This window comes from Stenotrophomonas sp. S49 (genome assembly GCF_016624905.1).
Classification (GTDB): domain Bacteria; phylum Pseudomonadota; class Gammaproteobacteria; order Xanthomonadales; family Xanthomonadaceae; genus Stenotrophomonas.
The window spans coordinates 17,956-42,316 of the sequence record NZ_JACVUD010000003.1 but is presented as its reverse complement, the minus strand read 5'-3'; the positions used below and the strand labels follow the sequence as shown (position 1 = coordinate 42,316).

Annotated in this window: 24 protein-coding genes; 17 read left to right on the top strand and 7 right to left on the bottom strand. The window is 67.1% G+C overall.

Annotated features, from left to right (window positions below; translation table 11 throughout):
* The first annotated feature begins 115 nt into the window (after positions 1 to 115).
* Together IAE58_RS01260 and IAE58_RS01255 are read left to right on the top strand one after the other, a co-directional pair.
* Complete coding sequence (locus IAE58_RS01260) at positions 116 to 2,008, top strand: patatin-like phospholipase family protein (RefSeq protein ID WP_199932535.1); 1,893 nt, start codon at positions 116 to 118, stop codon at positions 2,006 to 2,008.
* Positions 2,009 to 2,051: 43 nt separating this feature from the next.
* Complete coding sequence (locus IAE58_RS01255; RefSeq protein WP_199932536.1) at positions 2,052 to 2,489, top strand: hypothetical protein; 438 nt, start codon at positions 2,052 to 2,054, stop codon at positions 2,487 to 2,489.
* A gap of 73 nt (positions 2,490 to 2,562) precedes the next feature.
* On the opposite strand, the gene IAE58_RS01250 is transcribed toward IAE58_RS01255, so the two are convergent.
* Positions 2,563 to 3,930, bottom strand: a complete 1,368-nt coding sequence (locus IAE58_RS01250; RefSeq protein ID WP_108755121.1) for a short-chain fatty acyl-CoA regulator family protein — start codon at positions 3,928 to 3,930, stop codon at positions 2,563 to 2,565.
* A 114-nt stretch (positions 3,931 to 4,044) separates the two neighbouring features.
* Here IAE58_RS01250 and IAE58_RS01245 point away from each other — a divergent pair, with 114 nt between their 5' ends.
* The 5 genes from IAE58_RS01245 to mmsB are packed head-to-tail and all read left to right on the top strand — an operon-like array spanning position 4,045 to position 9,584.
* Positions 4,045 to 5,550, top strand: a complete 1,506-nt coding sequence (locus IAE58_RS01245; protein WP_108751851.1) for a CoA-acylating methylmalonate-semialdehyde dehydrogenase — start codon at positions 4,045 to 4,047, stop codon at positions 5,548 to 5,550.
* Positions 5,551 to 5,564: 14 nt separating this feature from the next.
* Complete coding sequence (locus tag IAE58_RS01240) at positions 5,565 to 6,731, top strand: acyl-CoA dehydrogenase family protein (protein ID WP_199932537.1); 1,167 nt, start codon at positions 5,565 to 5,567, stop codon at positions 6,729 to 6,731.
* Positions 6,728 to 7,525, top strand: a complete 798-nt coding sequence (locus IAE58_RS01235; RefSeq protein ID WP_108755123.1) for an enoyl-CoA hydratase — start codon at positions 6,728 to 6,730, stop codon at positions 7,523 to 7,525. Before IAE58_RS01240 ends, IAE58_RS01235 begins: the two co-directional genes overlap by 4 nt.
* Complete coding sequence (locus IAE58_RS01230) at positions 7,522 to 8,697, top strand: enoyl-CoA hydratase/isomerase family protein (protein WP_199932538.1); 1,176 nt, start codon at positions 7,522 to 7,524, stop codon at positions 8,695 to 8,697. Before IAE58_RS01235 ends, IAE58_RS01230 begins: the two co-directional genes overlap by 4 nt.
* Positions 8,694 to 9,584, top strand: a complete 891-nt coding sequence (gene mmsB, locus IAE58_RS01225) for a 3-hydroxyisobutyrate dehydrogenase (protein WP_108751855.1) — start codon at positions 8,694 to 8,696, stop codon at positions 9,582 to 9,584. Before IAE58_RS01230 ends, mmsB begins: the two co-directional genes overlap by 4 nt.
* Before the next feature lie 210 nt (positions 9,585 to 9,794).
* On the opposite strand, the gene IAE58_RS01220 is transcribed toward mmsB, so the two are convergent.
* Entirely contained in the window at positions 9,795 to 10,220 is a 426-nt protein-coding gene (locus tag IAE58_RS01220; protein WP_004153735.1) for an organic hydroperoxide resistance protein, read from the bottom strand.
* Between the two features lie 109 nt (positions 10,221 to 10,329).
* Positions 10,330 to 11,310 (bottom strand): cation transporter, encoded by a 981-nt coding sequence (locus IAE58_RS01215; RefSeq protein ID WP_199932539.1) that lies wholly within the window; start codon positions 11,308 to 11,310, stop codon positions 10,330 to 10,332.
* A gap of 182 nt (positions 11,311 to 11,492) precedes the next feature.
* On the opposite strand from IAE58_RS01215, the gene IAE58_RS01210 reads away from it, so the two are divergent.
* Entirely contained in the window at positions 11,493 to 12,947 is a 1,455-nt protein-coding gene (locus tag IAE58_RS01210; protein WP_199932540.1) for a SulP family inorganic anion transporter, read from the top strand.
* Positions 12,948 to 13,050: 103 nt separating this feature from the next.
* The gene (locus IAE58_RS01205; protein WP_199932541.1) at positions 13,051 to 13,521 is read left to right on the top strand and encodes a hypothetical protein; all 471 of its coding nucleotides are present in this window, start codon (positions 13,051 to 13,053) and stop codon (positions 13,519 to 13,521) included.
* A 46-nt stretch (positions 13,522 to 13,567) separates the two neighbouring features.
* Here the strand turns inward: IAE58_RS01205 and IAE58_RS01200 are convergent, their stop codons facing one another.
* Positions 13,568 to 13,969: a lysozyme inhibitor LprI family protein gene (locus IAE58_RS01200; RefSeq protein ID WP_233614576.1), complete on the bottom strand. Its 402-nt coding sequence runs from the start codon at positions 13,967 to 13,969 to the stop codon at positions 13,568 to 13,570.
* A 261-nt stretch (positions 13,970 to 14,230) separates the two neighbouring features.
* On the opposite strand from IAE58_RS01200, the gene IAE58_RS01195 reads away from it, so the two are divergent.
* Genes IAE58_RS01195 through IAE58_RS01185 form a run of 3 tightly spaced genes read left to right on the top strand, consistent with a single transcriptional unit; the run spans position 14,231 to position 18,127 of the window.
* Positions 14,231 to 15,070, top strand: a complete 840-nt coding sequence (locus tag IAE58_RS01195; protein ID WP_199932543.1) for a lysozyme inhibitor LprI family protein — start codon at positions 14,231 to 14,233, stop codon at positions 15,068 to 15,070.
* 25 nt (positions 15,071 to 15,095) lie between these two features.
* Complete coding sequence (locus tag IAE58_RS01190; RefSeq protein ID WP_199932544.1) at positions 15,096 to 15,695, top strand: lysozyme inhibitor LprI family protein; 600 nt, start codon at positions 15,096 to 15,098, stop codon at positions 15,693 to 15,695.
* A 41-nt stretch (positions 15,696 to 15,736) separates the two neighbouring features.
* Positions 15,737 to 18,127 carry a peptidoglycan-binding domain-containing protein gene (locus IAE58_RS01185; RefSeq protein WP_199932545.1) on the top strand — a complete coding sequence of 797 codons (2,391 nt, stop codon included), beginning with the start codon at positions 15,737 to 15,739 and terminating at the stop codon, positions 18,125 to 18,127.
* 144 nt (positions 18,128 to 18,271) lie between these two features.
* Here the strand turns inward: IAE58_RS01185 and IAE58_RS19920 are convergent, their stop codons facing one another.
* Entirely contained in the window at positions 18,272 to 19,177 is a 906-nt protein-coding gene (locus IAE58_RS19920; RefSeq protein WP_233614578.1) for an XVIPCD domain-containing protein, read from the bottom strand.
* A 27-nt stretch (positions 19,178 to 19,204) separates the two neighbouring features.
* A complete protein-coding gene (locus IAE58_RS01175; RefSeq protein ID WP_199932546.1) occupies positions 19,205 to 19,525 on the bottom strand; it encodes a hypothetical protein in 321 nt (106 codons plus the stop codon).
* A gap of 139 nt (positions 19,526 to 19,664) precedes the next feature.
* On the opposite strand from IAE58_RS01175, the gene IAE58_RS01170 reads away from it, so the two are divergent.
* The gene (locus IAE58_RS01170; protein ID WP_199932547.1) at positions 19,665 to 20,009 is read left to right on the top strand and encodes a hypothetical protein; all 345 of its coding nucleotides are present in this window, start codon (positions 19,665 to 19,667) and stop codon (positions 20,007 to 20,009) included.
* 24 nt (positions 20,010 to 20,033) lie between these two features.
* On the opposite strand, the gene IAE58_RS01165 is transcribed toward IAE58_RS01170, so the two are convergent.
* Complete coding sequence (locus IAE58_RS01165; protein ID WP_199932548.1) at positions 20,034 to 20,393, bottom strand: hypothetical protein; 360 nt, start codon at positions 20,391 to 20,393, stop codon at positions 20,034 to 20,036.
* A gap of 163 nt (positions 20,394 to 20,556) precedes the next feature.
* Between IAE58_RS01165 and dusA the strand changes: the two genes are divergently transcribed.
* The 4 genes from dusA to IAE58_RS01145 all read left to right on the top strand — a co-directional run bounded on the left by dusA (position 20,557) and on the right by IAE58_RS01145 (position 24,344).
* Positions 20,557 to 21,552, top strand: coding sequence for a tRNA dihydrouridine(20/20a) synthase DusA (gene dusA / locus IAE58_RS01160; RefSeq protein WP_199932549.1), 996 nt, complete (start codon positions 20,557 to 20,559; stop codon positions 21,550 to 21,552).
* 212 nt (positions 21,553 to 21,764) lie between these two features.
* Positions 21,765 to 22,139, top strand: a complete 375-nt coding sequence (locus IAE58_RS01155; RefSeq protein ID WP_199932550.1) for a hypothetical protein — start codon at positions 21,765 to 21,767, stop codon at positions 22,137 to 22,139.
* Between the two features lie 71 nt (positions 22,140 to 22,210).
* Positions 22,211 to 22,894, top strand: coding sequence for a response regulator transcription factor (locus tag IAE58_RS01150; protein WP_053520384.1), 684 nt, complete (start codon positions 22,211 to 22,213; stop codon positions 22,892 to 22,894).
* Positions 22,895 to 22,919: 25 nt separating this feature from the next.
* Positions 22,920 to 24,344 (top strand): sensor histidine kinase, encoded by a 1,425-nt coding sequence (locus tag IAE58_RS01145; protein ID WP_108755135.1) that lies wholly within the window; start codon positions 22,920 to 22,922, stop codon positions 24,342 to 24,344.
* The last annotated feature ends 17 nt before the right edge of the window (positions 24,345 to 24,361 follow it).

The window sequence follows — 24,361 nt, the reverse complement described above, 5'->3', positions numbered from 1 at the left end:
GCCGCAGTGTGCATGCGGCACGGCGCCCGGCCAAGGGGGAATCGCGCTGACTGCGCAGCGGTTCTCAGGCCCTGAGAAGCCCCTGCGCCATACTGGAACCCACGCGGTGGACGGCATGCACGGGGGTAGGGCAGTGGCGGACAAATATTGCGATCTGGTCATGAAAGGCGGCATCACCAGCGGCATCGTGTATCCCAACGCGGTGTTGGCGCTGGCCCAGCAGTACCGCTTCAAGAGCATCGGTGGAACCTCGGCCGGGGCCATCGCCGCGGCGGTGGCTGCGGCGGCCGCGTATGGCGACCGTCGCCAGCAGGCCGGCGAAACATTGGCCGGTGAGGCGGGCTACGGTGGGCTGTCGGCGGTGTCGGCGCAGCTGTCGCGGCGCGGTTTCATCTACGGGTTGTTCCAGCCCGCGCGCGGCGCGCGTTCGGCGTACCGGTTGCTGGTGGTGCTGACCGGCAAGGCGCGCTGGCCGCGCAAGCTGCTGTGCCTGGCCGTGGCCGTGTTCACCATCGCGCCGCTGGAAGTGCTGGTGTCGCTGGCCCTGCTGCTGGCGCTGGGCGGCTGGGGCGGCGGCTGGAGCGGTGTGGCGGCCACCCTGCTGCCGTCGCTGCTGTGCGCCTATGGCGCCGGTGTGGCCGGTGCAGCGCTGCGCGTGGCCCGTGTCGCCCGGCGCAATCTGCTGGGCCTGTGCAGCGGGCTGGGCCGCGATCCACAGACTCCGGCGCTGACCGACTGGCTGCACGCGCGCCTGCAGCAGTTGGCGGGCAAGCCGCTGGACGCCCCGCTCACCTTCGCCGATCTGCACGATGCCCCGCGTTATGCCGGCGAACCGCACAGCCCGCAGGCCATCAGCCTGCAGATGATCACCACCTGTGTATCCCACAACGAACCGCGCACCCTGCCGCTGGGCGGGGCGCAGTTCTGGTTTCTGCGCGAGGAATTCGCCCAGTTGTTCCCGGCCAGCATGGTGGACTGGCTGGTGCAGCAGGCCGGTGCGCCGCTGCAGGTGGACGGGCGCCAGTACTACCATCTGCCGCAGGGCGCGCAGTTGCCGGTGCTGGTGGCCACGCGCATGAGCCTCAGCTTCCCGCTGCTGATCAGCGCCGTGCCGCTGCACGAACCCGCCCGCCGCGAGCGCCGCTGCGAACCGGCGGCGGCGCCGGCCACGCAGGAGCACAACGTGGCCGACAGCATGGAAGGGCTGACCAGCGCCGGCCAGGCGTGCGGCCCGGTGATCACCGCCTTCCGCGTGTGCTGGTTCTCCGACGGCGGCATCAGCAGCAACTTCCCCATCCACCTGTTCGACGCGGCAATGCCGCGCTGGCCCACGTTCGCCATCAATCTGGTGTACCCGCAGCACGCCGAAGAAGTGAACCACGGCAGCAGTACGCGCGCGGCCCTGGAAAAGTCGGTGTTCCTGCCCACCGGCAACCGCCATGGTTGGCAGCGCCACTACCAGTCCATCGCCACGCCGCTGGCTGCCGGTGAACTGGGGCGTTTCCTGTTCGCCGTGGTGGCCACCATGCAGAACTGGCGCGACCTGCTACAGGCGCGCGCGCCCGGCTACCGCGACCGCATCGTGCACGTCAGCCTGCAGGGAGACGAAGGCGGCATGAACCTGGACATGCCGCAGGACGTGCTGACCCGCATTGCCGACAAGGGCAGCCTGGCTGGCGCGCGCTTCTGTGCGTTCTCGTTCGAGAACCACTACTGGATCCGCTGGCGCAATCTGGCTTCGGCCTACCAGCGCTACACGCTGGAAGTGGCGCGCACCGACGACCCGGCGCAGCAGGTGCTGGCCTACCGCGCCGCGTATTCCACCGTTGCCGTGGGTGAGCCGGTGCCGCCGTCGTACAAGCTGGGTTCGGAAGACAAGCGCCAGGCGTCGCAGCAGTTGTGGGGGCTGATGGTGGAACAGGGCCGCACCTGGGAAGACCTGGGCCCGGACCTGACCGACGGCGCACCGCGCCCGCTGCCGCAGATGAAGGTGACACCGATCTACTGAGCGCGATCGATACAATCGTGCTTCATGCTGCAAGGAGCATTGGATGTCTGCCCGCCAGGAACTGCTGGAACTGCTTGAACGCCTTGATGCCCGCGACCCGGAGCACCTGCCGGTGGTGCCACTGGCCGCGTACTTCGAAGGGAATGATTTCGAAGAATGCATCGCGCCCAACCAATGGGGTTTCGGTCGCCCGCCGATTGCCGAGCTGTACGCGCGCCTGGCCGCGATTGCCGAAAAGCCCGAAGTGGAAGGCGTGTACGTCGGCTTGCACCAGGACTGGGGCAGCGCATTGGAAGACGACAGCGAATGGCCTGCCGCCGAGAACGTGCACCTGCTCACCCGCGCCGACGTCGATACCGTGAAAGGCTGGCTGCAGGGTCTGGAATGCGACGGTGTGGGCGAAGGCTGGCCCTACGGCCAGCACATCGACGCCCCCGTACCCTCGCAAGGCCACCGCGTGCTGACCGTGTATTGGGATTAGTAGATCCACGCCACGCGTGGATGCATTTCGCGCACGGCCAGAGCGTGCCCACCAAGGTGGGCACCTGCCAACTTCACCTCCCCGGCAGCTGCACGAACGCGCGCTGCATGCAGTCCTCGCGCGGACACACCCGGCAACCCGGCCCGATCGACACCGAATTTCCCGGGCTCTGCACATCCAACCCCAGGGAATACACCAGCCGCTCGGCATGCTGCAGGTCGCAGCCCAGCGCCACCGCGAAGGTCTTGCGCGGCTGGCCATGCCCCACCGGCCCGCTGCTGACCTGCCGTGCCAGCCAGAAATGGCGACGCCCATCGGGCATGCGCGCGGTCTGCGTAAGGATGCGCCCGGGCTGGTTGAACGCCTCGTAGACGATCCATAGCGGGCACGAGCCGCCTACCTGCGAGAAGTGGAAATCGGTGGCCGAATGGCGCTTGGACACATTGCCGGCACGGTCCACGCGGATGAAGAAGAACGGCAGCCCGGGCGCACTGCGCCGCGCCAGCGTGCTCAGCCGGTGGCAGACCGCTTCGAACCCGACGCCGAACTGGTGTGCCAGCAGTTCAATGTCGTAACTGCTGGCCTCTGCCGCGCGCAGGAAGCGCATGTAGGGCATCACCAGCGCACCGGCGAAGTAGTTGGAAAGGCCGATCCGCGCCTGCGCGATACGCGCGTCATCGTGGAAGCCTGCGCGCGCCACCACCGCATCGATCTGCGGCAGGTAGCCGCGCAGGGCCAGCTCGGCCGCCATCTGGAACGCCTGCTGGCCCGGTTCCAGATAATCCGGCAGCCACAGCGTGCGGCTGCCGGCGTCGTACTGGCGCTTCTCGCGCCCGGCCTGCAGCGCGGCCACTTCCACCAGCACGCCGTGGCGGTCGGCCAGCAGCTGGCGCAGGCGCGGCGCCACGTGGCCCGGTGCCAGCCCCCATTCGGCGAACAGGCGCTCGGCCAGTTCGTCCAGTTCGGGAATGTGGTTGTGCATGCGGTTGAAGAACTCGCGCACCTGGTCACCGGCCGGCAGAGTGCTGCCGGCGCCGGGCTCACCCAGCTGGAATTCCAGTGCGGCGGCATGTTCGCGCAGGGCCAGGTGGCGGCGGTGCAGGTCCAGCAGGGCGCGGCTGACCTGCGGCAGATTGCCGGCCAGCGCCCGCAGCTCGGTGGCACTGACATCGGCCAGACCCAGGTCGCGCAAGGTCTCGCCTAGCGACTCCTGCAACGCAGCGGGCTCATCGTCGTCGAACAGGGCGGAAACATCGCCCAATACCTCGCCCAGCTTCTGTTGTACGGCCGGCGTCAGCGGGCGCTTGTTGCGCTCGATCTGGTTCAGGTAGCTGGCCGACAGGCCCAAGGCGCGGGCCAGATCCACCTGGCTGTAGCCGCGCTGCTCGCGCAGCCGCAGCAGGCGCAGGCCCAATTGGCGCTGGGAGGGCTGGAAATTCACAGAATTAACAGGAATCGTCTGGCGTGTTGGCCAGATTAAGCGGATTCAGGCCGGAAATCGAGGTGGGTGCTGTGAATAATGCCAAGCATCTTTCGAGCCCGTGGGATTGTCGTCATGACTGTTGCAGCGCCCCGTATCCGCATGCTGATCGATGGCCAGTTCATCGAATCGGCCACCTCCCACTGGCAGGACGTGGTCAACCCGGCCACCCAGGACGTGTTGGCGCAGGTGCCGTTCGCCACCACCAGCGAAGTGGATGCCGCCGTCGCCGCCGCCAAGGAAGCCTTCAAGACCTGGCGCAAGACCCCGATCGGTACCCGCGCGCGCATCTTCCTGAAGTACCAGCAGCTGATCCGCGAAAACATGAGCGAGCTGGCCCACATCCTCACCGCCGAACAGGGCAAGACCCTGCCGGACGCTGAAGGCGATGTGTTCCGCGGCCTGGAAGTGGTCGAGCACGCTGCCGCCATCGGCAACCTGCAGCTGGGCGAGCTGGCCAACAACGTGGCCAATGGCGTGGATACCTACACGATCATGCAGCCGCTGGGCGTGTGCGCCGGCATCACCCCGTTCAACTTCCCGGCGATGATTCCGCTGTGGATGTTCCCGATGGCCATTGCCACCGGCAACACCTTCATTCTCAAGCCGTCCGAACAGGACCCGATGGTGACCATGCGCCTGGTCGAACTGGCGCTGGAAGCCGGCATTCCCAAGGGCGTGCTGAACGTGGTGCACGGTGGCGAAGAAGTGGTCAATGCGATCTGCGACCACCCGGACATCAAGGCCGTGTCGTTCGTTGGTTCCACCCGCGTCGGCACCCACGTCTACAACCGTGCCTCGCTGGCCGGCAAGCGCGTGCAGTGCATGATGGGCGCCAAGAACCACGCCGTGGTGCTGCCGGACGCCAACAAGGAACAGACCCTCAACGCGATGGTCGGCGCCGCCTTCGGTGCGGCCGGCCAGCGCTGCATGGCCGCCTCCACCCTGGTGCTGGTGGGTGAGGCGCGCGGCTGGGTGCAGGATCTGGTGGCCAAGGCGCAGACCCTGAAGGTCAGCGGCGGCACCGTGGCCGGCACCGATGTCGGTCCGGTCATTTCCTGCAGCGCCCGCGAGCGCGTGGAAGGCCTGATCGCCTCGGGCGTGGAGCAGGGTGCCAAGCTGGTGCTCGACGGCCGCAAGCCGCAGGTGGATGGCTTCGAGAAGGGCAACTTCGTCGGCCCGACCATCTTTGCCGGTGTCACCACCGACATGCGCATCTACCAGGAAGAAATCTTCGGGCCGGTGCTGGTGATCCTGGAAGCGGAAACGCTGGAAGACGCCATCGCGATGGTCAACGGCAACCCCAACGGCAACGGCACCGCACTGTTCACCCAGTCCGGCGCGGCCGCGCGCAAGTTCCAGGAAGACATCGACGTGGGCCAGGTCGGCATCAACGTGCCGATTCCGGTGCCGGTGCCGCTGTTCTCGTTCACCGGTTCGCGCGCGTCCAAGCTGGGCGACCTGGGCCCGTACGGCAAGCAGGTGGTGCTGTTCTACACCCAGACCAAGACCGTCACCGCACGCTGGTTCGATGACGAGACGCTGAGCCACGGCGTCAACACCACCATCAGCCTGAAGTAAGGGCGGGAGCAGCCATGAGCCACTCGATGACGACGGACCAGGAAGAAGCGCAGCAGGCGTACCGCGAAGCCGCGCGTGACTTCGCACAGGCCGAACTGGCGCCGCACGCCGCGCGATGGGATGCGGAGGGCATCTTTCCGCGCGAGGCGATCGCCAAGGCCGGTGAACTGGGCTTCTGCGGTCTGTACATGGACCCGGAAGTGGGCGGCAGCGGCCTCAGCCGTCTGGACGCCGCCGTCGTCATCGAGGAGCTCGCCAACGTCGATCCGTCGACCGCGGCGTACATCAGCATCCACAACATGGCCTCGTGGATGGTGTCCAAGTGGGGCCAGGACGCACTGCGCGACGCGTGGGGCACCGATCTGTCGTCGGGCAGCAAGCTGGCCTCGTACTGCCTGACCGAGCCGGGCGCCGGCTCCGACGCCGCCTCGCTGAAGACCACGGCGGTGCGCGATGGCGACGACTATGTGCTGAACGGTTCCAAGGCCTTCATTTCAGGCGCCGGTGCCACCGAACTGCTGGTGGTGATGGCGCGTACCGGCGGTGCCGGTGCCGGCGGCGTCAGTGCCATCGCGGTGCCGGCCGACCTGCCGGGCATCAGCTATGGCCGCAAGGAAGAGAAGATGGGCTGGAACAGCCAGCCCACCCGCGGCATCACCTTCGAAAACGTGCGCGTGCCGGTCAGCCACCTTCTGGGAGAGGAGGGCGGCGGCTTCAAGCTGGCGATGAAGGGGCTGGACGGCGGCCGCATCAACATCGCCGCCTGCTCGCTGGGTGCGGCGCAGGGCGCGCTGGATGCCGCACGCCGCTACATGGGCGAGCGCCGCCAGTTCGGCAAGGCGCTGGCCGACTTCCAGGCCCTGCAGTTCAAGCTGGCCGACATGGCCATTGAACTGGTGGCCGCGCGGCAGATGGTGCATTCGGCCGCGCGCAAGCTCGATGCCGGCGCCAGCGATGCCAACGTGTGGTGTGCGATGGCCAAGCGCTTCGCCACCGATGCCGGTTTCAGGATCTGCAACGAAGCGCTGCAGATCCACGGCGGCTACGGCTACATCCGCGAATACCCGATCGAGCGCCTGCTGCGCGACAGCCGCGTGCACCAGATCCTGGAAGGCACCAACGAGATCATGCGGGTGATCGTGGCCCGCCACCTGCTCAACACCGAAGAGGAACTGCGATGAAGGATTGGCGTACCCAGGAACACGTGGGCCTGAAGGTCGAGGCAGACGGCCACACCGCGGTGGTGACCCTGCACAACCCGCCGGCGCACACCTGGACCGTGCACAGCCTGGCTGCGCTGCGCGACCTGGTGGGCGCGCTCAACGCAGACCGCGACATCTACGCCCTAGTGATCACCGGTGACGGCGAGAAGTTCTTCTCCGCCGGCGCCGACCTCAACCAGTTCGCATCGGGCGACAAGGCCGCTGCACGCGAAGCCGCGCGTCGTTTTGGCGAAGCCTTCGAAGCGCTGTCGGCCTTCCGTGGCGTGTCCATCGCTGCCATCAACGGCTACGCCATGGGCGGCGGCCTGGAATGCGCGCTGGCCTGCGATCTGCGCATCATCGAAGACCACGCCCAGGTCGCACTGCCGGAGGCCACCGTCGGCCTGCTGCCGTGCGCTGGTGGCACCCAGAACCTGCCGCGCCTGGTCGGCGAGGGCTGGGCCAAGCGCATGATCCTGCTGGGCGAACGCATCAACGCCGACACCGCACTGCGCATTGGCCTGGCCGAAGAAAAGGTCGGCAAGGGCGAATCCAAGGCATTGGCGCTGGAATGGGCGAAGAAGGCCGGCAAGCAGAGCCCGACCAGCATCGCCGCCTGCAAGACCCTGGTGCAGTCCACCCGCACCGGCACCCACGCCGCGGCACTGGTGGCCGAGCGCGAAGCCTTCGTCGACCTGTTCGACACGGCGGACCAGGTCGAGGGCGTTACCGCCTTCCTGGAAAAGCGCGCCGCGCAGTGGAAGAACGCATGAGCACCGACACCGTTGCCGACGAAGCACCGGTGCTGTTCGAAGCGCGCGTGGCCGGCAACGGCACGCGCATCGGCATCGCCACGCTGAACGCGCCGCGCACGCTCAACGGCTTCTCGCTGCCGATGGCGCACCTGCTGCTGAAGCAGCTCAACGCCTGGGCCGAGGATGACAGTATCGCGATGGTGGTGCTGCAGGGCGCTGGCGAAAAGGCCTTCTGCGCCGGTGGTGACCTGCACAGCCTGCACAAGGCCATGGTCGCCTTCCGCGACGCCGGCCACCGCGATATCCGCGACAACGCCTACGCCGCCGAATTCTTCGACGTCGAATACCGCGTCGATTACCTCATCCACACCTATCCCAAGCCGATCCTGTGCTGGGGCCATGGCATCGTGATGGGCGGGGGCATCGGCCTGATGTCCGGCGCCAGCCACCGCGTGGTCAGCGAGCGATCCAAGCTGGCCTTCCCGGAAATCACCGTGGGCCTGTTCCCCGATGTGGGTGGCAGCTGGCTGCTGCCGCGCGTGCCGGGCAGGGCCGGCCTGTTCCTGGCCCTGACCGGTGCGCTGTTGAACCCGGGCGATGCCATCTATGCCGGCCTGGCCGATCTGCACGTGGCCGAGGAGCGTCGCAGTGCGGTGTTCGACGCGCTGCTGCAGGTGGCATGGTCGAGCGATGCCGCACACAACCACGAACGCCTGAGCCAGCTGCTGCAGTCGCATGCCAGCGATGCCGCCACCGGCCCGCTGCTGGCCAATGCCGCGACGGTCGATGCGCTGTGCGAAGGCGATGATCTGCTCGTGATCATCAATCGCATCAGCACGCTGCAGACCGACGATGCCTGGTTGCAGACGGCGCAGAAGACGCTCGCCGCCGGTGCACCCGGTTCGGCGCGGCTGGCCTTCGAACTGCAGCGGCACAGCGCCGGCCAGGACCTGGCCAGCGTCTATCGCCTGGAATACATCACCGCACTGCACTGCGCCGCCCATGGCGATTTCGCCGAAGGCATCCGCGCGCTGCTGATCGACAAGGACCGCAACCCGCAGTGGAACCCGGCCACCCTGGCCGAGGCCACCACCGCCTGGGCCGACACCTTCTTCGTTTCCCCCTGGGCCGACGCCGCGCATCCGCTGGCCGACCTGGGTACCCCTATGGCTGAAAGGAGCCTTGCATGAGCCGCATTGCATTCATCGGGTTGGGCAACATGGGGGGCCCGATGGCCGCCAACCTGGTCAAGAACGGCCACAGCGTACGCGTATTCGATCTGGTGCCGGCCGCCGTGCAGGCGGCGGTCGATGCCGGTGCCAGTGCCGCCGCGTCGGCGCGCGAGACCCTGGCCGATGCCGAGGTCGTGATCTCGATGCTGCCGGCCAGCCGCCATGTCGAGGGCGTGTACCTGGGTGACGATGGCATCCTGGCCGCCATTCCGGCCGGCGCGCTGGTCATCGACTGCAGCACGATCGCCCCGGCCAGTGCGCGCAAGGTGTCCGAAGCCGCCGCCGCACGCGGCCTGCAGATGATCGATGCGCCGGTTTCCGGCGGTACCGCCGGTGCCCAGGCCGGCACCCTTACCTTCATCGTCGGTGGCGAAGAGGACGCGCTGGAGCGCGCCCGCCCGGTGCTGCAGGCGATGGGCAAGAACATCTTCCACGTGGGCGCCAGCGGTGCCGGCCAGGTCGCCAAGCTGTGCAACAACATGGCGCTGGGCGTGATCATGGCGGTGACCGGCGAAGCTATTGCGCTGGGCGTGGCGCACGGTCTGGACCCGAAGGTGCTGTCGCAGATGATGGCGGTCAGCACCGGCCGCAGCTGGGCCACCGAAGTGTGCAACCCGTGGCCGGGCGTGCTGGAAAATGCGCCGGCGTCGCGCGGTTACAGCGGCGGCTTCGGCAGCGACCTGATGCTGAAGGACATGGGCCTGGCCGTGGAAGCGGCGATGAGCGTTGGCGCCTCGATCCCGCTGGGCGAAGTGGCCCGCAACCTGTACTCGATGAACCACCAGGCCGGCCGCGGCAAGCTGGATTTCTCCAGCGTGGTGCAGCTCATTACCAGCGATAAATAAGCGAATGCGTCCCCGGCCCTGTGCCGGGGCCCACCCGAGGTGGGATGGGCGGATGCCCGGTTTCGACCGGCATCCGCCCATTTTTTTGGGGTCGGATCCCTTTCGCACAGCGAAAGGGCTCTGACCCCGATCCTGTGCAGGGGAGGCAGTGGAGTCAGAGCCCTTTGCCAGTTGGCAAAGGGATCCGACCCCACCGACCCCTTGGCTGCATCAGGCAACGATCAGGGTCACGTCGATGTTGCCGCGGGTGGCGTTGGAGTACGGGCAGACGATGTGGGCCTTCTGCACCAGTTCTTCCACCTGCTCGCGCGGCACGCCCGGCACGTTGATGGTCAGTTCGGCTTCAATGCCGAAACCGGTCGGGATCTGGCCGATACCGACCTTGCCGGTCACGGTGGTGTCGGCGGGCAGGGCGACCTTGGCCTGGCCGGCCACGAACTTCAGCGCGCCCAGGAAGCAGGCCGAGTAGCCGGCTGCGAACAGCTGCTCCGGGTTGGTGCCCGGGCCGCCGGCGCCGCCCAGCTCGCGCGGGGTGGACAGCTGGATGTCCAGCACGTTGTCGGATGAGACCGAACGGCCTTCACGGCCGCCGGTGGAGGTGGCCTGGGCGGTGTACAGAACCTTTTCGATGGACATGGGATGCTCCTGGTCAGTGGGTGGGTGTTTCGATGGAGCTACTTTGCCCGCTTTTCATGGACGATGGGTGACAGATCGTCCTTAAATATTGATGAATCGTCCGGTGGTGCTAGATCGTCCATTCGCGGTCGGTGGTGAACATGATGGTCAGCCAGCGGTCCGGCGAGGCATCGCCCAGCGCATCGCCGATCTCGTCACGCAGCCGGTCCCATTCCAGCAGCGCCCGCGGCGGGTCGTCCTCGCGCACCACGAAGAACAGCTCGATCTGCTCGCCACGCCCCACCTGGGCCACGTAGCTGCGGTGTTCGACGAAGCCATGCCGGGCCACCACATCGCGCGCCACTGCATCCACGTGCGCCTGCAGCTCCGGCGGGGTGACCAGCAGGATGCCGGCCAGCGCCCGGCGTACCGTGCCCAGCGGGGCGATCATCACCAGCACGCAGACGAAGGCCAGGATGGCCGGGTCGATATACGGCCCCACCCACGCCAGCGAGGTGCCGCGTACCAGCACACCGCCCAGAAACGCGACCAGGTAGCAGGCCGACATGCTGGCGGCGATCACCCAGTTCTTTGCGTCCAGCGCAATGAATTCCGAGCCGATGCGGCGGTTGGCGCGCACGATGAACCACGCCAGCGTGCCCTCGGCCACGATGGACAGGCCGGCGAAGATGATGGCCGGGCCCAGCGCGATATGCCGCCCACCGGACATCAGCGCATCCACCGCATTGACCAGTGCATACAGCGCCGCGCCGATCATCAGCGTGCCGCTGACCCCCAGCACGATCGGCTCCAGGTGCCAGAAACCCATGGTGAAGCGCTGGTTCAACCGCGACTGCAGCGCATCGGTATTGGTGGACAGGGCGATCAGCCGGGTCACCAGCAGTGACAGCCAGGTCATCACCACGTCGATCAGGCCGTAGATGCCGTCGAAGATGATCAGCGAGGAATTGGCCAGCAGCCCGAACACCACGGCGGCGGCGGCCAGCAGCAGCGAGGCGGCGATGGACAGGCGCAGCACGCCCTGTTCACTGCTGGGATCGAAGAAACGGGGGCGATCGGCGGCCATGCTTCCATTGTAGAGCCGGGCCATGCCCGCGCTATCCCCGCCGGGCCGCTTCCCGTAGACTGCGCCCCTCCCACGTACCGACCCCCGGTAGAGTCGACCGTTGGTCGACTGCCAGTGATTGACTGGTTGTGATTGACTGGTTGTGATTGACCGCTCCCGATCGACAGCGCCACGTGGCCACGCCCGCGTGCGCGCGGAGTTTTCCCATGCAAACGTCCTATCCCCTGCGCCAGCAATGGCTCGGCAACATCCGTGGTGACCTGCTGTCCGGCATGGTCGTCGCCCTGGCCCTGATTCCCGAGGCCATCGCTTTCTCGCTCATTGCCGGCGTCGACCCCAAGGTGGGCCTGTACGCGGCGTTCTCCATCGCCGTGGTCACCGCCATTGCCGGTGGTCGCCCGGGCATGATCTCCGCCGCCACCGGCGCCATGGCCCTGGTCATGGTCGATCTGGTGAAGGACCACGGCCTGCAGTACCTGTTCGCCGCCAGCATCCTGGCCGGCCTGCTGCAGGTGCTGGCCGGCGTGTTCAAGCTGGGCTCGCTGATGCGCTTCGTATCGCGCTCGGTCATCACCGGCTTCGTCAACGCACTGGCCATCCTGATCTTCCTGGCGCAGATGCCGGAACTGATCGGTCGTGGCCCCACCGTGTACGTGCTGTGCGCCGCGGCGCTGGCCATCATCTACCTGCTGCCGCACATCACCCGCGCGGTGCCCTCGCCGCTGGTGGCGATCGTGGTGCTTACCGCAGCGGTCATCGGCTTCGGCATCGACGTGCGCAGCGTGGGCGACATGGGCCAGCTGCCCGACAGCCTGCCGCACTTCCTCATGCCCGATGTGCCCTTCACCTGGGAAACCCTGCGCATCCTGCTGCCGGTGTCGGCCACCCTGGCGGTGGTCGGGCTGCTGGAATCGATGATGACCCTGCAGATCGTCGAGGACATCACCGAAACGCCCAGCGAGCGCAACCGCGAATGCGTCGGCCAGGGCGTGGCCAACACGCTCACCGGTTTCCTCGGCGGCATGGCCGGCTGCGCGATGATCGGCCAGTCGGTCATCAACGTGACCTCGGGCGGGCGCGGCCGTTTGTCGTGCCTGGTGGCCGGCGTGCTGTTGCTGCTGCTGGTGGTGTACGGCAGCGATCTGGTGCGGCAGATTCCGATGGCCGCGCTGGTGGCGGTGATGATCATGGTCAGCATCGGCACCTTCAGCTGGCGCTCGCTGCGCGACCTGCGCACCCATCCGCGCAGTTCGTCGGCGGTGATGCTGCTCACCGTGGTGGTCACCGTGGCCACGCATGACCTGGCCAAGGGCGTGATCAGCGGCGTGCTGCTGTCGGCGCTGTTCTTCGCACGCAAGGTCGGCCGCATGCTGGACGTGCAGCACGAAACCGTGGGCGACGAACAGGTCTACCGGGTGCGCGGCCAAGTGTTCTTCGCCTCGGCCGGCCAGCTGGGCGCGGCCTTCGATTACCAGCACGTTGCGCCGAAGGTGCAGATCGACCTGCGCGAGGCCCACCTGTGGGATCTGACCGCGGTGGCGGCGCTGGAACGCGCGCAGGAAAAGCTGGCCGCGCATGGCGCGCAGGTGACGGTGGTGGGCCTCAATGCCGCCAGCCAGACCCTGATCGAACAGGTGGGCGGTCGCGGCGGCGCGCACTGACCGCAGCCCGGGCGGCGGGAACCTGCAACCTTCCTGATTGAAACCCGCCGCTGCTCGGGCCATGATCGGTCTGTGCCATCACGCACACGCTCAAGGACGACCCATGACTGCACGCAAGGTATACGCCGGTTCGTTGCCACTGCTGTTGGCCCTCGGCCTGGCCGCACTGCCGGCCACGGTTGCCGCCGCGCCCGACGCCGCCATCACGACCACCATCGTCGAACACGTTTCCCACCATCGTGCGGGAACGCCCGAGGCGAAGGCGATTCTTGACTGGCTGGACCGTGTGCCCGACGCCAATCGCCGCATGATGGACCCGGAAACGCTGACCCTGCGCCAGCGCCAGGATGGGGCGACCTACACGGCACGGTGGGTGGAAGGCGCGCGGTTTCCGCTGCCCGCGTCGGGTGCGCCTGGCGAGCAGGTCACGCTGACCCATGAACGGCCGGGGGGGCAGGTCGAAACCTGGACCGTGCAGTGGGTGGCGACCGAGGGTGGCCGCTGGAAGCAGACCCACTACGAGTGGCACGGGCGCGCGCGCGCGGGCGAGTCCGGGCCTCTGCGGGCACGCTGAGGGATTGAAGGCCGGGCGTTGCAGTGGGCGCCCGGCCCCTGCCGGCTCAGTCCAGCAGTTGCAGGTACTTCTGCAGCTGGTCGGCACGCGCGCTCAGGCGCAGCACATCGTCCAGCCCACCCTGCAGGTTGCCCACCTGCGAGTTGTCATACAGCGCGGTATCCAGCTCGCTGTCGCGGCTGCGCGACTGCAGCCATGCGCGCTGTGCATTCACCAGCCTGGTGCGCTTGTCGCCGCTCAGGCGGGCCTGCAGCTGCGTGTAGGCCTGGTTCAAGCGCTGGTCCTGGCGGGTGCTTTCCGCCGACAGGCACGCCGCCTGTTCAATCGCACCCTGCGCGCTGTCGCGGCAGGCGCTGAAGGTCGGGCTCAGGGCGGTGGCGGCCGGTGCCGCGCTTGCCGTGCCGATGGCCAGGGCGGCCATGGCCAGCAGGGCCAGGGGCATGCTCATACGCTTGTGCTGCATCATCTGCTCCACGCATCCAATCCATTGCGAGCGCTGGACTATATCGGCGTCGATATCCCGCCGTCGTCAACGACACGCGACACCTGTGACCGGTTTCCGCTTGGGCAGGCTTCTGCGACGGCCTTCACGCAACATGAATCCAGTCAGGCACCGGCCGCCGGGGCTGTCTTAGCATGGCCGGGTGAAGGGGCCGATGGACGGCCCCGCCTGGGCCGGCCCCTGCCGGCCACTCGCATGGAGACGCACGTGATGCAGGCAACGGGCCATTCCATACCCCCTGCTGGCCACCGCTGGGTGGCGTTGCTGCTGTGCACGGCCCTGGCCGCCTGCCAACCCGCTGCGCCCACGGCGTCGGCTGCAGCGTCCGCGACGCCCGCCGCGCAGGCCCCCGCCGCCGCCCGGTATCCCGATGCGTCCTACAGCACGGGGCGCCTGCGGCCGGCCTACTTCCGCTGCGTGGAAGGCGTGCAGGACGCGGGCACCCTGCAGGCCTGTGGCAGGCAAGAACTGGCCTACCATCAGAAGCATCTGCAGGAGGCGACCGGCACCCTCGTGGCGGGGCTGGATGACGGAGCCAGAGCGGCCTTCGCGGCCACCGAAGCGGCGTGGCGCCGCGATACCGACCACTATTGCACCGCGGCCGCCAACGCCGCAGTGGATGCGCTGCAGGCCGCGCAGGAGTGCCGGCTGTCCCGCGTGGCCTATCGCGCCGATGCCCTGCTGGCGCATCTTCGCCCACGCGATACCTCCTTCACCCAGGCCTCGCTGCGCCCGCAGCACACCCGCTGTGTGCAGGATGCCCGAGGCAGGGATGACACGCTCGAGGCGTGCGATGCCGCCGAGTTTTCGTACCAACAGAAGCAGTTGGACCTGCAGGTGGCGCGCCTGATGGCCAGCCCGCACAGCCTGGCCAAGGACCGCTGGATGAACGAGCAGGCCTATTGGGCCAAAGACACCGACAAGCGCTGCGCACCCATCAGTGACCATGTGGGTGCGCTGCTGGACGCGCAGTCGTGCCGCATCAATCGATACGCCAACCGTGCTGTCGAGCTGCAGGCGCACACGCTGGCACCGGGTCTTCAGTGATTCCGTTTTCAAGGAGAAATGAGCAATGAAGGCAATGACGCTTTTCCCGTTCATCGGTCGCGCGCTGTCCGCCAATGCCGGTGCGCTCGTGCTCGTCCTGGCGGTCGGCACGGGCCTGGCCGCGTGCAAGGACACCAGTGCGGACGCGGCCGTGCCGGCTGCCCCCGTGGCCGCGGCTGCGACAACCAGCGCACCCGCCACGGCCCCGCAGTCAGCGCCCGCTGCACCCGGCACCACCACGTCGGCGGATGCCGATGATGATGACTTCCCGGCCGCGCGCCCGGATGACTCGTACAACAAGGCCACGCTGCGTCCGCAGTACACCGCCTGCGTGGATGCCTCCGACGGCGTGACGCCCGCCCTGCAGGCCTGCGGCGATGAAGAACTGCGCTACCAGGAAGACCGGTTGGCGCAGATCGTTGCAACGAAGGTGGCCAGCCCGGACAGCAAGGAAAAAGACGACTGGATGGACGCGCAGGCCGCCTGGTGGTCCGACACCGATCGCCACTGCAGCTGGGACCCGCGTACCGACGGCCAGGGCCAGATGCTGGACGCACAGTCCTGCCGCATCAACCGCGTGGCCAACCGCGTGGACCAGTTGAACGCTGCGACCCACCAGCCCTGAGCTGATCCCATCGAACCGCTTACCGTAAGGAGACCTGCAGCATGGACGTGGTGACCGACGCAAAGAAGGCGATCGACGGCTGGCATCGCGGCCAGACCTCTGCCAGCTATGAAACCAGCAATCGCGGGCCCGGCTGGATTTCCTCCGGCAGGGGCGACCACGGCGGCGTGTCCTATGGCACCTACCAGTTCGCAAGCGCGGTGGGCGGGGTGGACGAATACCTGGCGGGCTCGCGCTACGGTGCCGAGTTCCGTGGCCTGACGCCGGCCACCCAGGCCTTCAACGATCGCTGGAAAGAGGTCGCCGAGCGCGACAAGGGGGCCTTCGCCAGTGACCAGCACGACTTCATCCAGCACCAGTACTACGACAAGCAGCTGGGTCGCCTGAAGGACGCGGGCGTGGATCTGCAGGGCCGTGGCCCGGCGGTGCAGGACGCCCTGTGGAGCACCTCGGTGCAGTACCGCAACATGACACGCGGTGTGTTCGTCAACGGCCTGAAGGCGGCCTATGGCGCCGATTACAAGCTGTCCGAGCTGAGCGACGAACAGATCGTGCGCGCGGTGCAGGACTACAAGCACGACAACGTGCAGAGGCACTTCGAAAGCTCACCCACGCAATGGCCTGCGCTGCGCGAACGCACGCTCAATGAAAAGGCGGATCTGGTCGGGCTGGCGCGGTACGAGCAGGTCAATCGCCACCCGCAGGACTACCAGGGCAAGACCTACGAGCAGGCGTTCGGCGAGCCGCTGCATCGCCCACGTGGCGGCCATGCCGCGCGCGCAGCCATGGCCGACGGCGTGCTGGTGCAGGGCGAGCGTGGTGCCGAAGTGCAGGCCCTGCAGCAGAAGCTGGCGCAGGCCGGCTACACCGGCAAGGACGGCAAGGCGCTGAACCCCGATGGCGATTTCGGCGGCAACACCGAACATGCGGTGCGCCAGTTCCAGAAGGCGCACGGGCTTGAGGAAGATGGCAAGGCCGGCCGCGATACGCTGGCCGCGCTGGGCGCGGGAACGCAGGCGCGTGCGCCGGCGGCCGAGCGCAGCCACGCGCAGGCACCGGCCCCTGCTGCTGTGGCCGCTGCCCCTGGGGGCGGCCGCATCACGGTGGTCGAGCCGTACGGCAATGTCACCAGCAATCGCACGCTGGACCATGGCATGAGCGGGGAGGCGGCCTATCGCCTGCTGAAGATCCACCATCCCAACACCAATGCCGAAGCCGTGCGTACCGGCGATGCCAGCAAGGCCGACCGCCAGTCGGGCATGGTGGAAGGCGAAATGGAGAACATCCGCACCAGCGGCGACAGGAACGGCATTCCGCTGGTGCGCAAGGACCTGATCCTGACCGACCGCCTGGCCAACCGCGACGTGATGATCCCCACGCCGGTGGCCGGTTACGTGCAGTTCCTGAAGGACCCGACCAACGGCATCGCCATCTACAGCCACCCCGCCGGCGATCCACGGCGCGAACTGGTTGGCCAGGTGCTGCACGGCGCAGTGGGTTCCTCGCCGTACAAGAACGGCGACTTCGTCGAATACGGCGCGCCGCTGGTGAAGCAGTCGAACGCAGGCACCAAGGCCGTGCACGCGCACATCGAAGTGGAACCCGAGCAGTTCCGCCGCTACCTGGGCGACATGCTCAACGACCGTATCACCCTGGGCGGCAAGGTGCATGCGCAGGGCCCCGACGCCGCGCAGGCCGCACGCAGCGCAGCGCCGGCGCCGATGGCCGACGGCATGCTGGTGAAGGGCGAGCGCGGCGATGAGGTCAAGGCGCTGCAGGGCAAGCTGGCGGCGCTGGGCTACACCGCGGCCGACGGCACGGCACTGGGCGTGGATGGCATCTTCGGCAAGGACACCCTGGCGGCGGTGAAGCAGTTCCAGGCTAGCAACGGCCTGGACGACGACGGCAAGGCAGGGCGCCTGACCCTGGCCCGCCTGGCCGACCCGGCTGCGGTGAAGGCGGGGGCGCACGCCGCCACCGATCCGGCGCGCAGCGAACCGGCACGTACCGAACCTGCCAGTGCGGCGGCCGCGCCCAGCATGCGCGACGCTGGCCATGCCGAGAACCCGCGTTTCAGCCAGGCCCTGGAAAAGTTGCAGGCGCTGCAGCAGCAACGCGCCCAGGCCGGGCTGTGCCCGCTGTTTGGCAGCGCACAGGAAACCGAACGCGCCGCCGGCCAGCTGGCCTACGAGAGCAAGGTGGCCGGCATGCGCCAGATCGACCATGTGGTCGCGCGCCCCGATGGCAGCGGCCTGTTCGCGGTGCAGGGCGCATTGGGCGACCCGGCCGCACAGCGCGCCTTCGTGGACCGCCAGCAGGCCGTTTCCCAGTCGGTGGAAGCCAGCACCCGGCAGAGCGCGGAACTGGACAGCCAGTTCAACCAGCGCACACCGGACCAGCAGCAGGAGCAGGTGAAGGGTCGCGCGCAGTAGGGCAGAGGGGCCCGCAGCGAATGCTGGACACGGCCGGTTGGCGCCGGCCATTGGCCGCCATCGGCCGGCGCCGCGAACCAGGCTGCTGCCGTAATCGCAGAAAGCAGGGAAAGGATGGCCATCTGCATGAGCGGTGGACTACTCCTACCCCATGCGCATCGCGGCTCGCGTCTGCTCTTGGGCGTGGTCTTGCTGGGCAATCTGTTGCTGTACCTGCGAAATCTGCTCGGCCTTGGCGAGCGACTGCTCCACGGGTGTGTTGATCGCTTCGCTGATCGCAACCGATGCGCGCTGATGTGCCGGGTTGTCGAGCTCGCCCTGCACGACGAACATGCGCTGCCCAGAGCCGTTGGTAGGCGGATTACCCAGCACGACGTGATCGACGCGTTCCAGGCCGTTGCTCTTGGCCGTTGCCAGCAGACTGGCGGAGAGGCGTTCGCTGGTTGGATCAAACTCACGGCCGTGCTGCTGGTCGATACCAGCAACGCCCTTGCGGATGGACTGCAGCATCTCCCGATCTCCTTCCATGGAAAGTGAGCTGGATGACGAGCCACGTTCCTTCGGTGCGTCGACAGGTTCACGGGGGGCATCGCGGGACGTGTTCTGCTGTCGCTCAAGTGCGTCGATGCTTTCGCGGATTTCCCGTGGGGTGTCGGTCAGCCCACCAATCTCGGACGCGATCACGCGTTCGCCGGTAACGCGATACACCGTATCGCTGGCGCATGATGCACAGGTATTCGAATAACCCCAGGTTACCTTTTCACGCGATGCTGCCTCGAACTCGCGCAACTGTTCGGAGGACAAAGCGTAATATCGGCTTGCCGTTGCGTCGAAGTTGTTCTCGATGCCGCGACGGATGTCGGTGGCGGGCGGCGTCGTCTCCTTGCCGAAGCGCGGATGGTTTGCGGGCCACAGCCCGTAGGCCTCGGTCTTGCCGTCACGGGTGATGGTGAGCCAGGCGTGCCCATCAATCAGGGGCGCACCGGGCTTCGTGTTCGTATGGATGCCCAGTACCACGCGCTCTTGGGGCTGCTTCTCTTGATCAGACATCCGTATCCTCCTGCGTGTGCACGGTGATCAGGGATAGACCTGTTTCTCACCGTCGGAATGCACAACGACCACCCGTGATCCATCCCGTGATCCATCGTAGGGGAGGTGTACTTCCGCCTGCCACGTGTCATCCAGTGGGATCACCGATCTGGCCATGGGTTCGCAGGGGGCACCCACTGCGCAGCGTCCAATGACCACGCGTAACGTGTCGCCGACGCGTTCGTAATCCACGCCGCCGGAGTAGTGGCTGCTTTCAGGCCGGACCTTGTAACGCAGTGCGATCTCGGTTGCTGAGCGCACTTGAACGCTGATGGGCTCGACCATCGATTGCGGATAAACCGGATTCATCCTTGCTCCTGAGCATGCGGGAAGGGTGATGACGAAGAGAGCTGCCATTGCCATTGCATTGAATGCAGGTTGGCGTGGCTTCCTGAGTGACATGTCCACAACGAGTCTCTTGTGTCCATCCATGAGACACGATCTAACCATGTTGAGCATTTTTCGCGCAAGAACAGACGAAATTCATCAAGTCAAGGTGGATATGTCTGAGTGCATCGGCCGCCGTTTCCCTCTGACGGTGGCCGGCGGTGATTGTGGTCAGGACGAAGCCGGAAAGTACGAAAAAGAGATCCGCGCCGGCATCGGCGTACAGGGCAATTCTGTCAAGCAGCGCTGGCCCCGGCAGATACTGGATCTCGACCACCCTCAAACAAAAAGCCACAACGGCCATGGCCGCCAGGCCGCGCAGGATCTGCAGCGAGTAGTACCGGTCCCGTTCCATGCGATGCCCTCTTTGAGGGCGCGCATGCTACTGAGCTGGGCGGTGCGCTGAAGACTCAGACGCGACACTGGGCACTCAAGCAATTGGCTCTACAGAGTCCTCGGGCGATTTCTCAGGTTGCAGTACCGCGCGGTGCAACGACTCGGGCCGAGCCTCGGGGACGGGGTCCGTAAGCAGCTTCGCGCCTTTCTTGTGGGCAGCCCGTTTCAGCAGCTCCGACAGGTAGCCCAGCGCGACGTTCATGGTTGCGGGCGAACAAGCAGGGATAATGACCCTTTGCCGGAATGTGGTCGCCGCCGATGCGCTGCCTGGCCGGGATGTGGCAAAGGCTCTCCTGCAGGCGCGTTCCCGCTCCACGCGGTCCGCCCAGGTCTTGGCGGCCGTCTTGGTAGGGAAGGTCCAGGTTTGGCCTTTGTGGCCCTTGCGGCGCACCATAGCGCGTCACCGGCCTGTGCGGTTCTGCGGTGTCGCCATCGGTGTGCCAGCCCGTGCTGTGCCAAGGCGTGCCTGGCACACCAATGGTGCAGACGAGCGGGAAAACACGGGAAGTATCGGGAAATTTGAGGCGCTTCCGGGTGCCAGTATTGATGGTAAGTATATGAAATCGTTGAATTTGAGTGACATCCGCCTGTCCGTTGCCCCCATGATGGACTGGACCGATCGCCATTGCCGCGTGTTCCACCGCGTGCTGGCGCCCGGCGCGCGGCTGTACACGGAAATGGTGCACGCCAACGCCGTCATCCACGGCGATCGTGAGCGCCTGCTCGGCTTCGACGGCAGCGAACAGCCGCTGGCCCTGCAGTTGGGCGGCAGCGACCCGGCCCTGCTGGCGCAGGCCGCGCGCATCGCCGCCGACTGGGGCTACGACGAAGTGAACCTCAACTGCGGCTGCCCGTCCGACCGCGTGCAGGCCGGCCGTTTCGGTGCCTGCCTGATGCGCGAACCGGAGCTGGTGGCCGAGTGCGTGGCGGCCATGGTCGCGGCGGTGGACATTCCGGTGACGGTGAAGTGCCGGCTGGGCGTGGACGAGGACAACGATTACGCGGTGTTCGCCGCGTTTGTCGATCGCCAGGTGCAGGCCGGTGCGGCCATGGTGGTGGTGCACGCGCGCAACGCCTGGTTGAAGGGCCTTTCGCCGAAGGAAAACCGCGAAGTGCCGCCGCTGAAGTACGACTGGGCCTACCGCCTGAAGCAGGAGCGCCCGGCGCTGCCGGTAGTCATCAACGGCGGGCTGGCAACGGTGGACGCGGTGCAGGCCCAGGCCGCACACGTTGATGGCGTGATGCTGGGCCGCGCGGCCTACCACGATCCCTACCTGCTGCATCAGCTGGAGGCGCTGCACACCGGCGCGCCGCTGCGCCCGCGTGGCGAACTGCTGCGCGCGCTGCGCCCCTACGTGCAGGCCCGCCTGGACGAAGGCCTGGCGTTGAAGCACATCACCCGCCACCTGCTGGGCCTGTTCCACGGCCAGGCCGGTGGCCGCGCGTTCCGCCAAGTGCTGAGCGAGGGCGCCCACCGCCCCGGCGCCGACTGGGCGCTGATCGAGCAGGCGCTGGCGGTGACCGAGCGCGAGGCCGACCGCGCCGCAGCGTGATTCCAGTCACATTCCTGACTTGACAAGCGCAGTTGATTCGTCCCGAATGTTCACTTAGATGAACAAAGCGGGGGCGGTCCCGGAAAAGTTCAGACCGGATTCACTGCGCAAAACCAAGAATTTGCAAAAGATTTGTAAAGGTCGGGCCTGGCGCCCGATCCCCGGATTTACGACTTTTGAACAAATTGCCGTGCTCGGCTAGGATCGCTTCGATGTCTTCCGCTCCCTTCCACCGCCGTTTTGCCCTGGCCACCTTCGTGGTGCTGGCTGCTGCGCCGCTGTCTTCGGCGCTGGCACAACAGCCGCTGCGCGGCGACCAGGGGCGGGCGGAGATGATGGACCGCAGCGACCGCGGTGGCCGTGGCGACGAACGCTCGTTGTCCGACGCCGTGCGCCGGGTGCAGCGCACCACCGGCGGCCACATCCTGGGCGCCGAGCGGGTGCCGTTCGATGGTCGTGACATCAACCGGGTGAAATACATGGACGACCGGGGCCGGGTCCGCTACATGGACGACCCCGCCCCGGCACGTTCACAGCCGCGCACGCCGCGGTCGGATATGTCATCACTACGCGGCGATAACCCCTGAACAGGGATAGTTGCCGCATCACCCCGTACCCACAGGCCTGCGGGCCACACCCAGCACACTAGGGAGAGTTCATGCGTATCCTTCTGGTCGAAGACGAAGCCCCGCTGCGTGAGACCCTGGCAGCCCGGCTCAAGCGCGAAGGTTTTGCCGTCGATGCAGCACAGGACGGCGAAGAAGGCCTCTATATGGGCCGCGAAGTGCCGTTCGACGTCGGCATCATCGACCTGGGCCTGCCCAAGATGTCGGGCATGGAGCTGATCAAGGCCCTGCGCGATGAAGGCAAGAAGTTCCCGGTCCTGATCCTGACCGCCCGTTCCAGCTGGCAGGACAAGGTCGAAGGCCTGAAGCAGGGTGCCGACGATTACCTGGTCAAGCCGTTCCATGTGGAAGAGCTGCTGGCCCGCGTCAACGCGCTGCTGCGCCGCGCCGCTGGCTGGAGCAAGCCCACCCTGGAATGCGGCCCGGTGGCCCTGGACCTGGCCGCGCAGACGGTCAGCGTGAGCGGCAGCAACGTGGACCTGACCAGCTACGAGTACAAGGTGCTGGAATACCTGATGATGCATGCTGGTGAACTGGTCTCCAAGGCCGACCTCACCGAACACATCTACCAGCAGGATTTCGACCGCGACTCCAACGTGCTGGAAGTGTTCATCGGCCGCCTGCGCAAGAAGCTGGACCCGGACGGCGAACTGAAGCCGATCGAGACCGTGCGCGGCCGCGGCTACCGTTTCGCCATTCCGCGCAACGAGGGCTGAGCCGGCTCACCCTGGCGATAGCATGATGTCCGGCCGTCTGTGGTTCTTCCGACGCTGGCGGCCGCGCTCACTGCAGGCGCGCCAGACGTTTGCCGCGTCCGTGGGCCTGGTCGCGTTCCTGGCCCTGGCCGGTTACGCGCTCGACGCCGCCTTCGCCGATACGGCGAAGGCGAACCTGCGTGAGCGCCTGAAGAACTACGCCACCGCCTATGCGGCCGGCATCGACTTCACCCGCGACCGTTCGCTGTACATCCGCGAACAGCCGCCGGATCCGCGCTTCGACGTGCCCGGCAGTGGTCTGTACCTGCAGGTGGTGATGCCTGACGGCAAGGGCAATTCCATGTCCGCCGAAGGCCCCATGCTGCCCACCGTGGGCGGTGGTCTGCTGGCGCCGCGCCAGGAAGTGTTCGAAGGCCCGCTGCCGATGATCCAGATCGATGGCAGCCAGGGTTCGGTGTACCGCTATGGGCTGGGCCTGGTGTGGGACGCCGACGCCGACCCGGCCACCGAATTCCCGTACACCATCTACGTGATGGAAGACTCGCGCGCGCTGGGTGCGCAGCTGCGCGTGTTCCGCAGCCGCGTCTGGTTCTACCTGGGCGGCATCGGCCTGATCCTGCTGCTGCTGCAGACGGTCATCCTGCAGTGGAGCCTGCGCCCGCTGCGGCGGGTGATCACCGAGCTGACCAAGGTGCAGCGCGGCGAAACCGAGCGCATGAGCGAACGCCACCCGCGCGAGCTGGAGCCGCTGACCGACAGCATCAACGCCTTCATTGAAAGTGAGCGCGAGAACCTGGAGCGCCAGCGCAATACCCTGGCCGATCTGGCGCACAGCCTGAAGACGCCCATTGCCGTGCTGCGCACGCAGATGGACAGTGGTGCCGGCGACAATGCGCTGCGTGAGGAACTGGACGTACAGCTGCAGCGTATGAACAACCTGGTGTCCTACCAGCTTGCGCGTGCGGCATCGTCGGGGCACAAGCTGTTCTCTGCACCGCTGCCGATCGAACCCAACGCCGAAGAGATCGTGCGTGGCCTGGAAAAGGTCTACGCCGCCAAGGGCGTGCTGTGCGAATTCGATATCGACCCGGCGGCGCGCTTCCACGGCGAACCGGGCGACCTGCAGGAACTGCTGGGCAATCTGCTGGAAAACGCCTTCAAGTGGGCCAAGCGCCGCGTGCTGCTGACCGCCCAGCCGTTGCCGGCGCCGAACGCGCGCCGCGCCGGCCTGCTGCTGGCGGTGGACGACGATGGCCCCGGCATCGCCCCGGATGACATCGGCAAGGTGCTGCAGCGTGGCGTGCGCGGCGATGAGCGCGTGCAGGGCCACGGCATCGGCCTGTCGATCGTGCAGGACCTGATCAAGGATTACCGTGGCGAACTGCTGGTGGCCCGTTCCAGCGAACTGGGCGGCGCCCGCTTCGAAGTACGCCTGCCGCCGGGCCCGTGATCCCCGCCGCCGGGCAT

Excerpts from the sequence above, each read along its gene's own strand:
- IAE58_RS01185 (WP_199932545.1), top strand. The coding sequence starts at position 15,737 with ATGGACGTGGTGACCGACGCAAAGAAGGCGATCGACGGCTGGCATCGC.
- IAE58_RS01245 (WP_108751851.1), top strand. The coding sequence starts at position 4,045 with ATGACTGTTGCAGCGCCCCGTATCCGCATGCTGATCGATGGCCAGTTC.
- IAE58_RS01145 (WP_108755135.1), top strand. The coding sequence starts at position 22,920 with ATGTCCGGCCGTCTGTGGTTCTTCCGACGCTGGCGGCCGCGCTCACTG.
- IAE58_RS01240 (WP_199932537.1), top strand. The coding sequence starts at position 5,565 with ATGAGCCACTCGATGACGACGGACCAGGAAGAAGCGCAGCAGGCGTAC.
- IAE58_RS01260 (WP_199932535.1), top strand. The coding sequence starts at position 116 with ATGCACGGGGGTAGGGCAGTGGCGGACAAATATTGCGATCTGGTCATG.
- IAE58_RS01155 (WP_199932550.1), top strand. The coding sequence starts at position 21,765 with ATGTCTTCCGCTCCCTTCCACCGCCGTTTTGCCCTGGCCACCTTCGTG.
- IAE58_RS01200 (WP_233614576.1), bottom strand. The coding sequence starts at position 13,969 with ATGAGCATGCCCCTGGCCCTGCTGGCCATGGCCGCCCTGGCCATCGGC.
- IAE58_RS01165 (WP_199932548.1), bottom strand. The coding sequence starts at position 20,393 with ATGGTGCGCCGCAAGGGCCACAAAGGCCAAACCTGGACCTTCCCTACC.
- IAE58_RS01210 (WP_199932540.1), top strand. The coding sequence starts at position 11,493 with ATGCAAACGTCCTATCCCCTGCGCCAGCAATGGCTCGGCAACATCCGT.
- IAE58_RS01175 (WP_199932546.1), bottom strand. The coding sequence starts at position 19,525 with ATGAATCCGGTTTATCCGCAATCGATGGTCGAGCCCATCAGCGTTCAA.
- IAE58_RS01220 (WP_004153735.1), bottom strand. The coding sequence starts at position 10,220 with ATGTCCATCGAAAAGGTTCTGTACACCGCCCAGGCCACCTCCACCGGC.
- IAE58_RS01230 (WP_199932538.1), top strand. The coding sequence starts at position 7,522 with ATGAGCACCGACACCGTTGCCGACGAAGCACCGGTGCTGTTCGAAGCG.
- mmsB (WP_108751855.1), top strand. The coding sequence starts at position 8,694 with ATGAGCCGCATTGCATTCATCGGGTTGGGCAACATGGGGGGCCCGATG.
- IAE58_RS01255 (WP_199932536.1), top strand. The coding sequence starts at position 2,052 with ATGTCTGCCCGCCAGGAACTGCTGGAACTGCTTGAACGCCTTGATGCC.
- dusA (WP_199932549.1), top strand. The coding sequence starts at position 20,557 with ATGAAATCGTTGAATTTGAGTGACATCCGCCTGTCCGTTGCCCCCATG.
- IAE58_RS01205 (WP_199932541.1), top strand. The coding sequence starts at position 13,051 with ATGACTGCACGCAAGGTATACGCCGGTTCGTTGCCACTGCTGTTGGCC.
- IAE58_RS19920 (WP_233614578.1), bottom strand. The coding sequence starts at position 19,177 with ATGTCTGATCAAGAGAAGCAGCCCCAAGAGCGCGTGGTACTGGGCATC.
- IAE58_RS01150 (WP_053520384.1), top strand. The coding sequence starts at position 22,211 with ATGCGTATCCTTCTGGTCGAAGACGAAGCCCCGCTGCGTGAGACCCTG.
- IAE58_RS01170 (WP_199932547.1), top strand. The coding sequence starts at position 19,665 with ATGTTGAGCATTTTTCGCGCAAGAACAGACGAAATTCATCAAGTCAAG.
- IAE58_RS01235 (WP_108755123.1), top strand. The coding sequence starts at position 6,728 with ATGAAGGATTGGCGTACCCAGGAACACGTGGGCCTGAAGGTCGAGGCA.
- IAE58_RS01215 (WP_199932539.1), bottom strand. The coding sequence starts at position 11,310 with ATGGCCCGGCTCTACAATGGAAGCATGGCCGCCGATCGCCCCCGTTTC.
- IAE58_RS01190 (WP_199932544.1), top strand. The coding sequence starts at position 15,096 with ATGAAGGCAATGACGCTTTTCCCGTTCATCGGTCGCGCGCTGTCCGCC.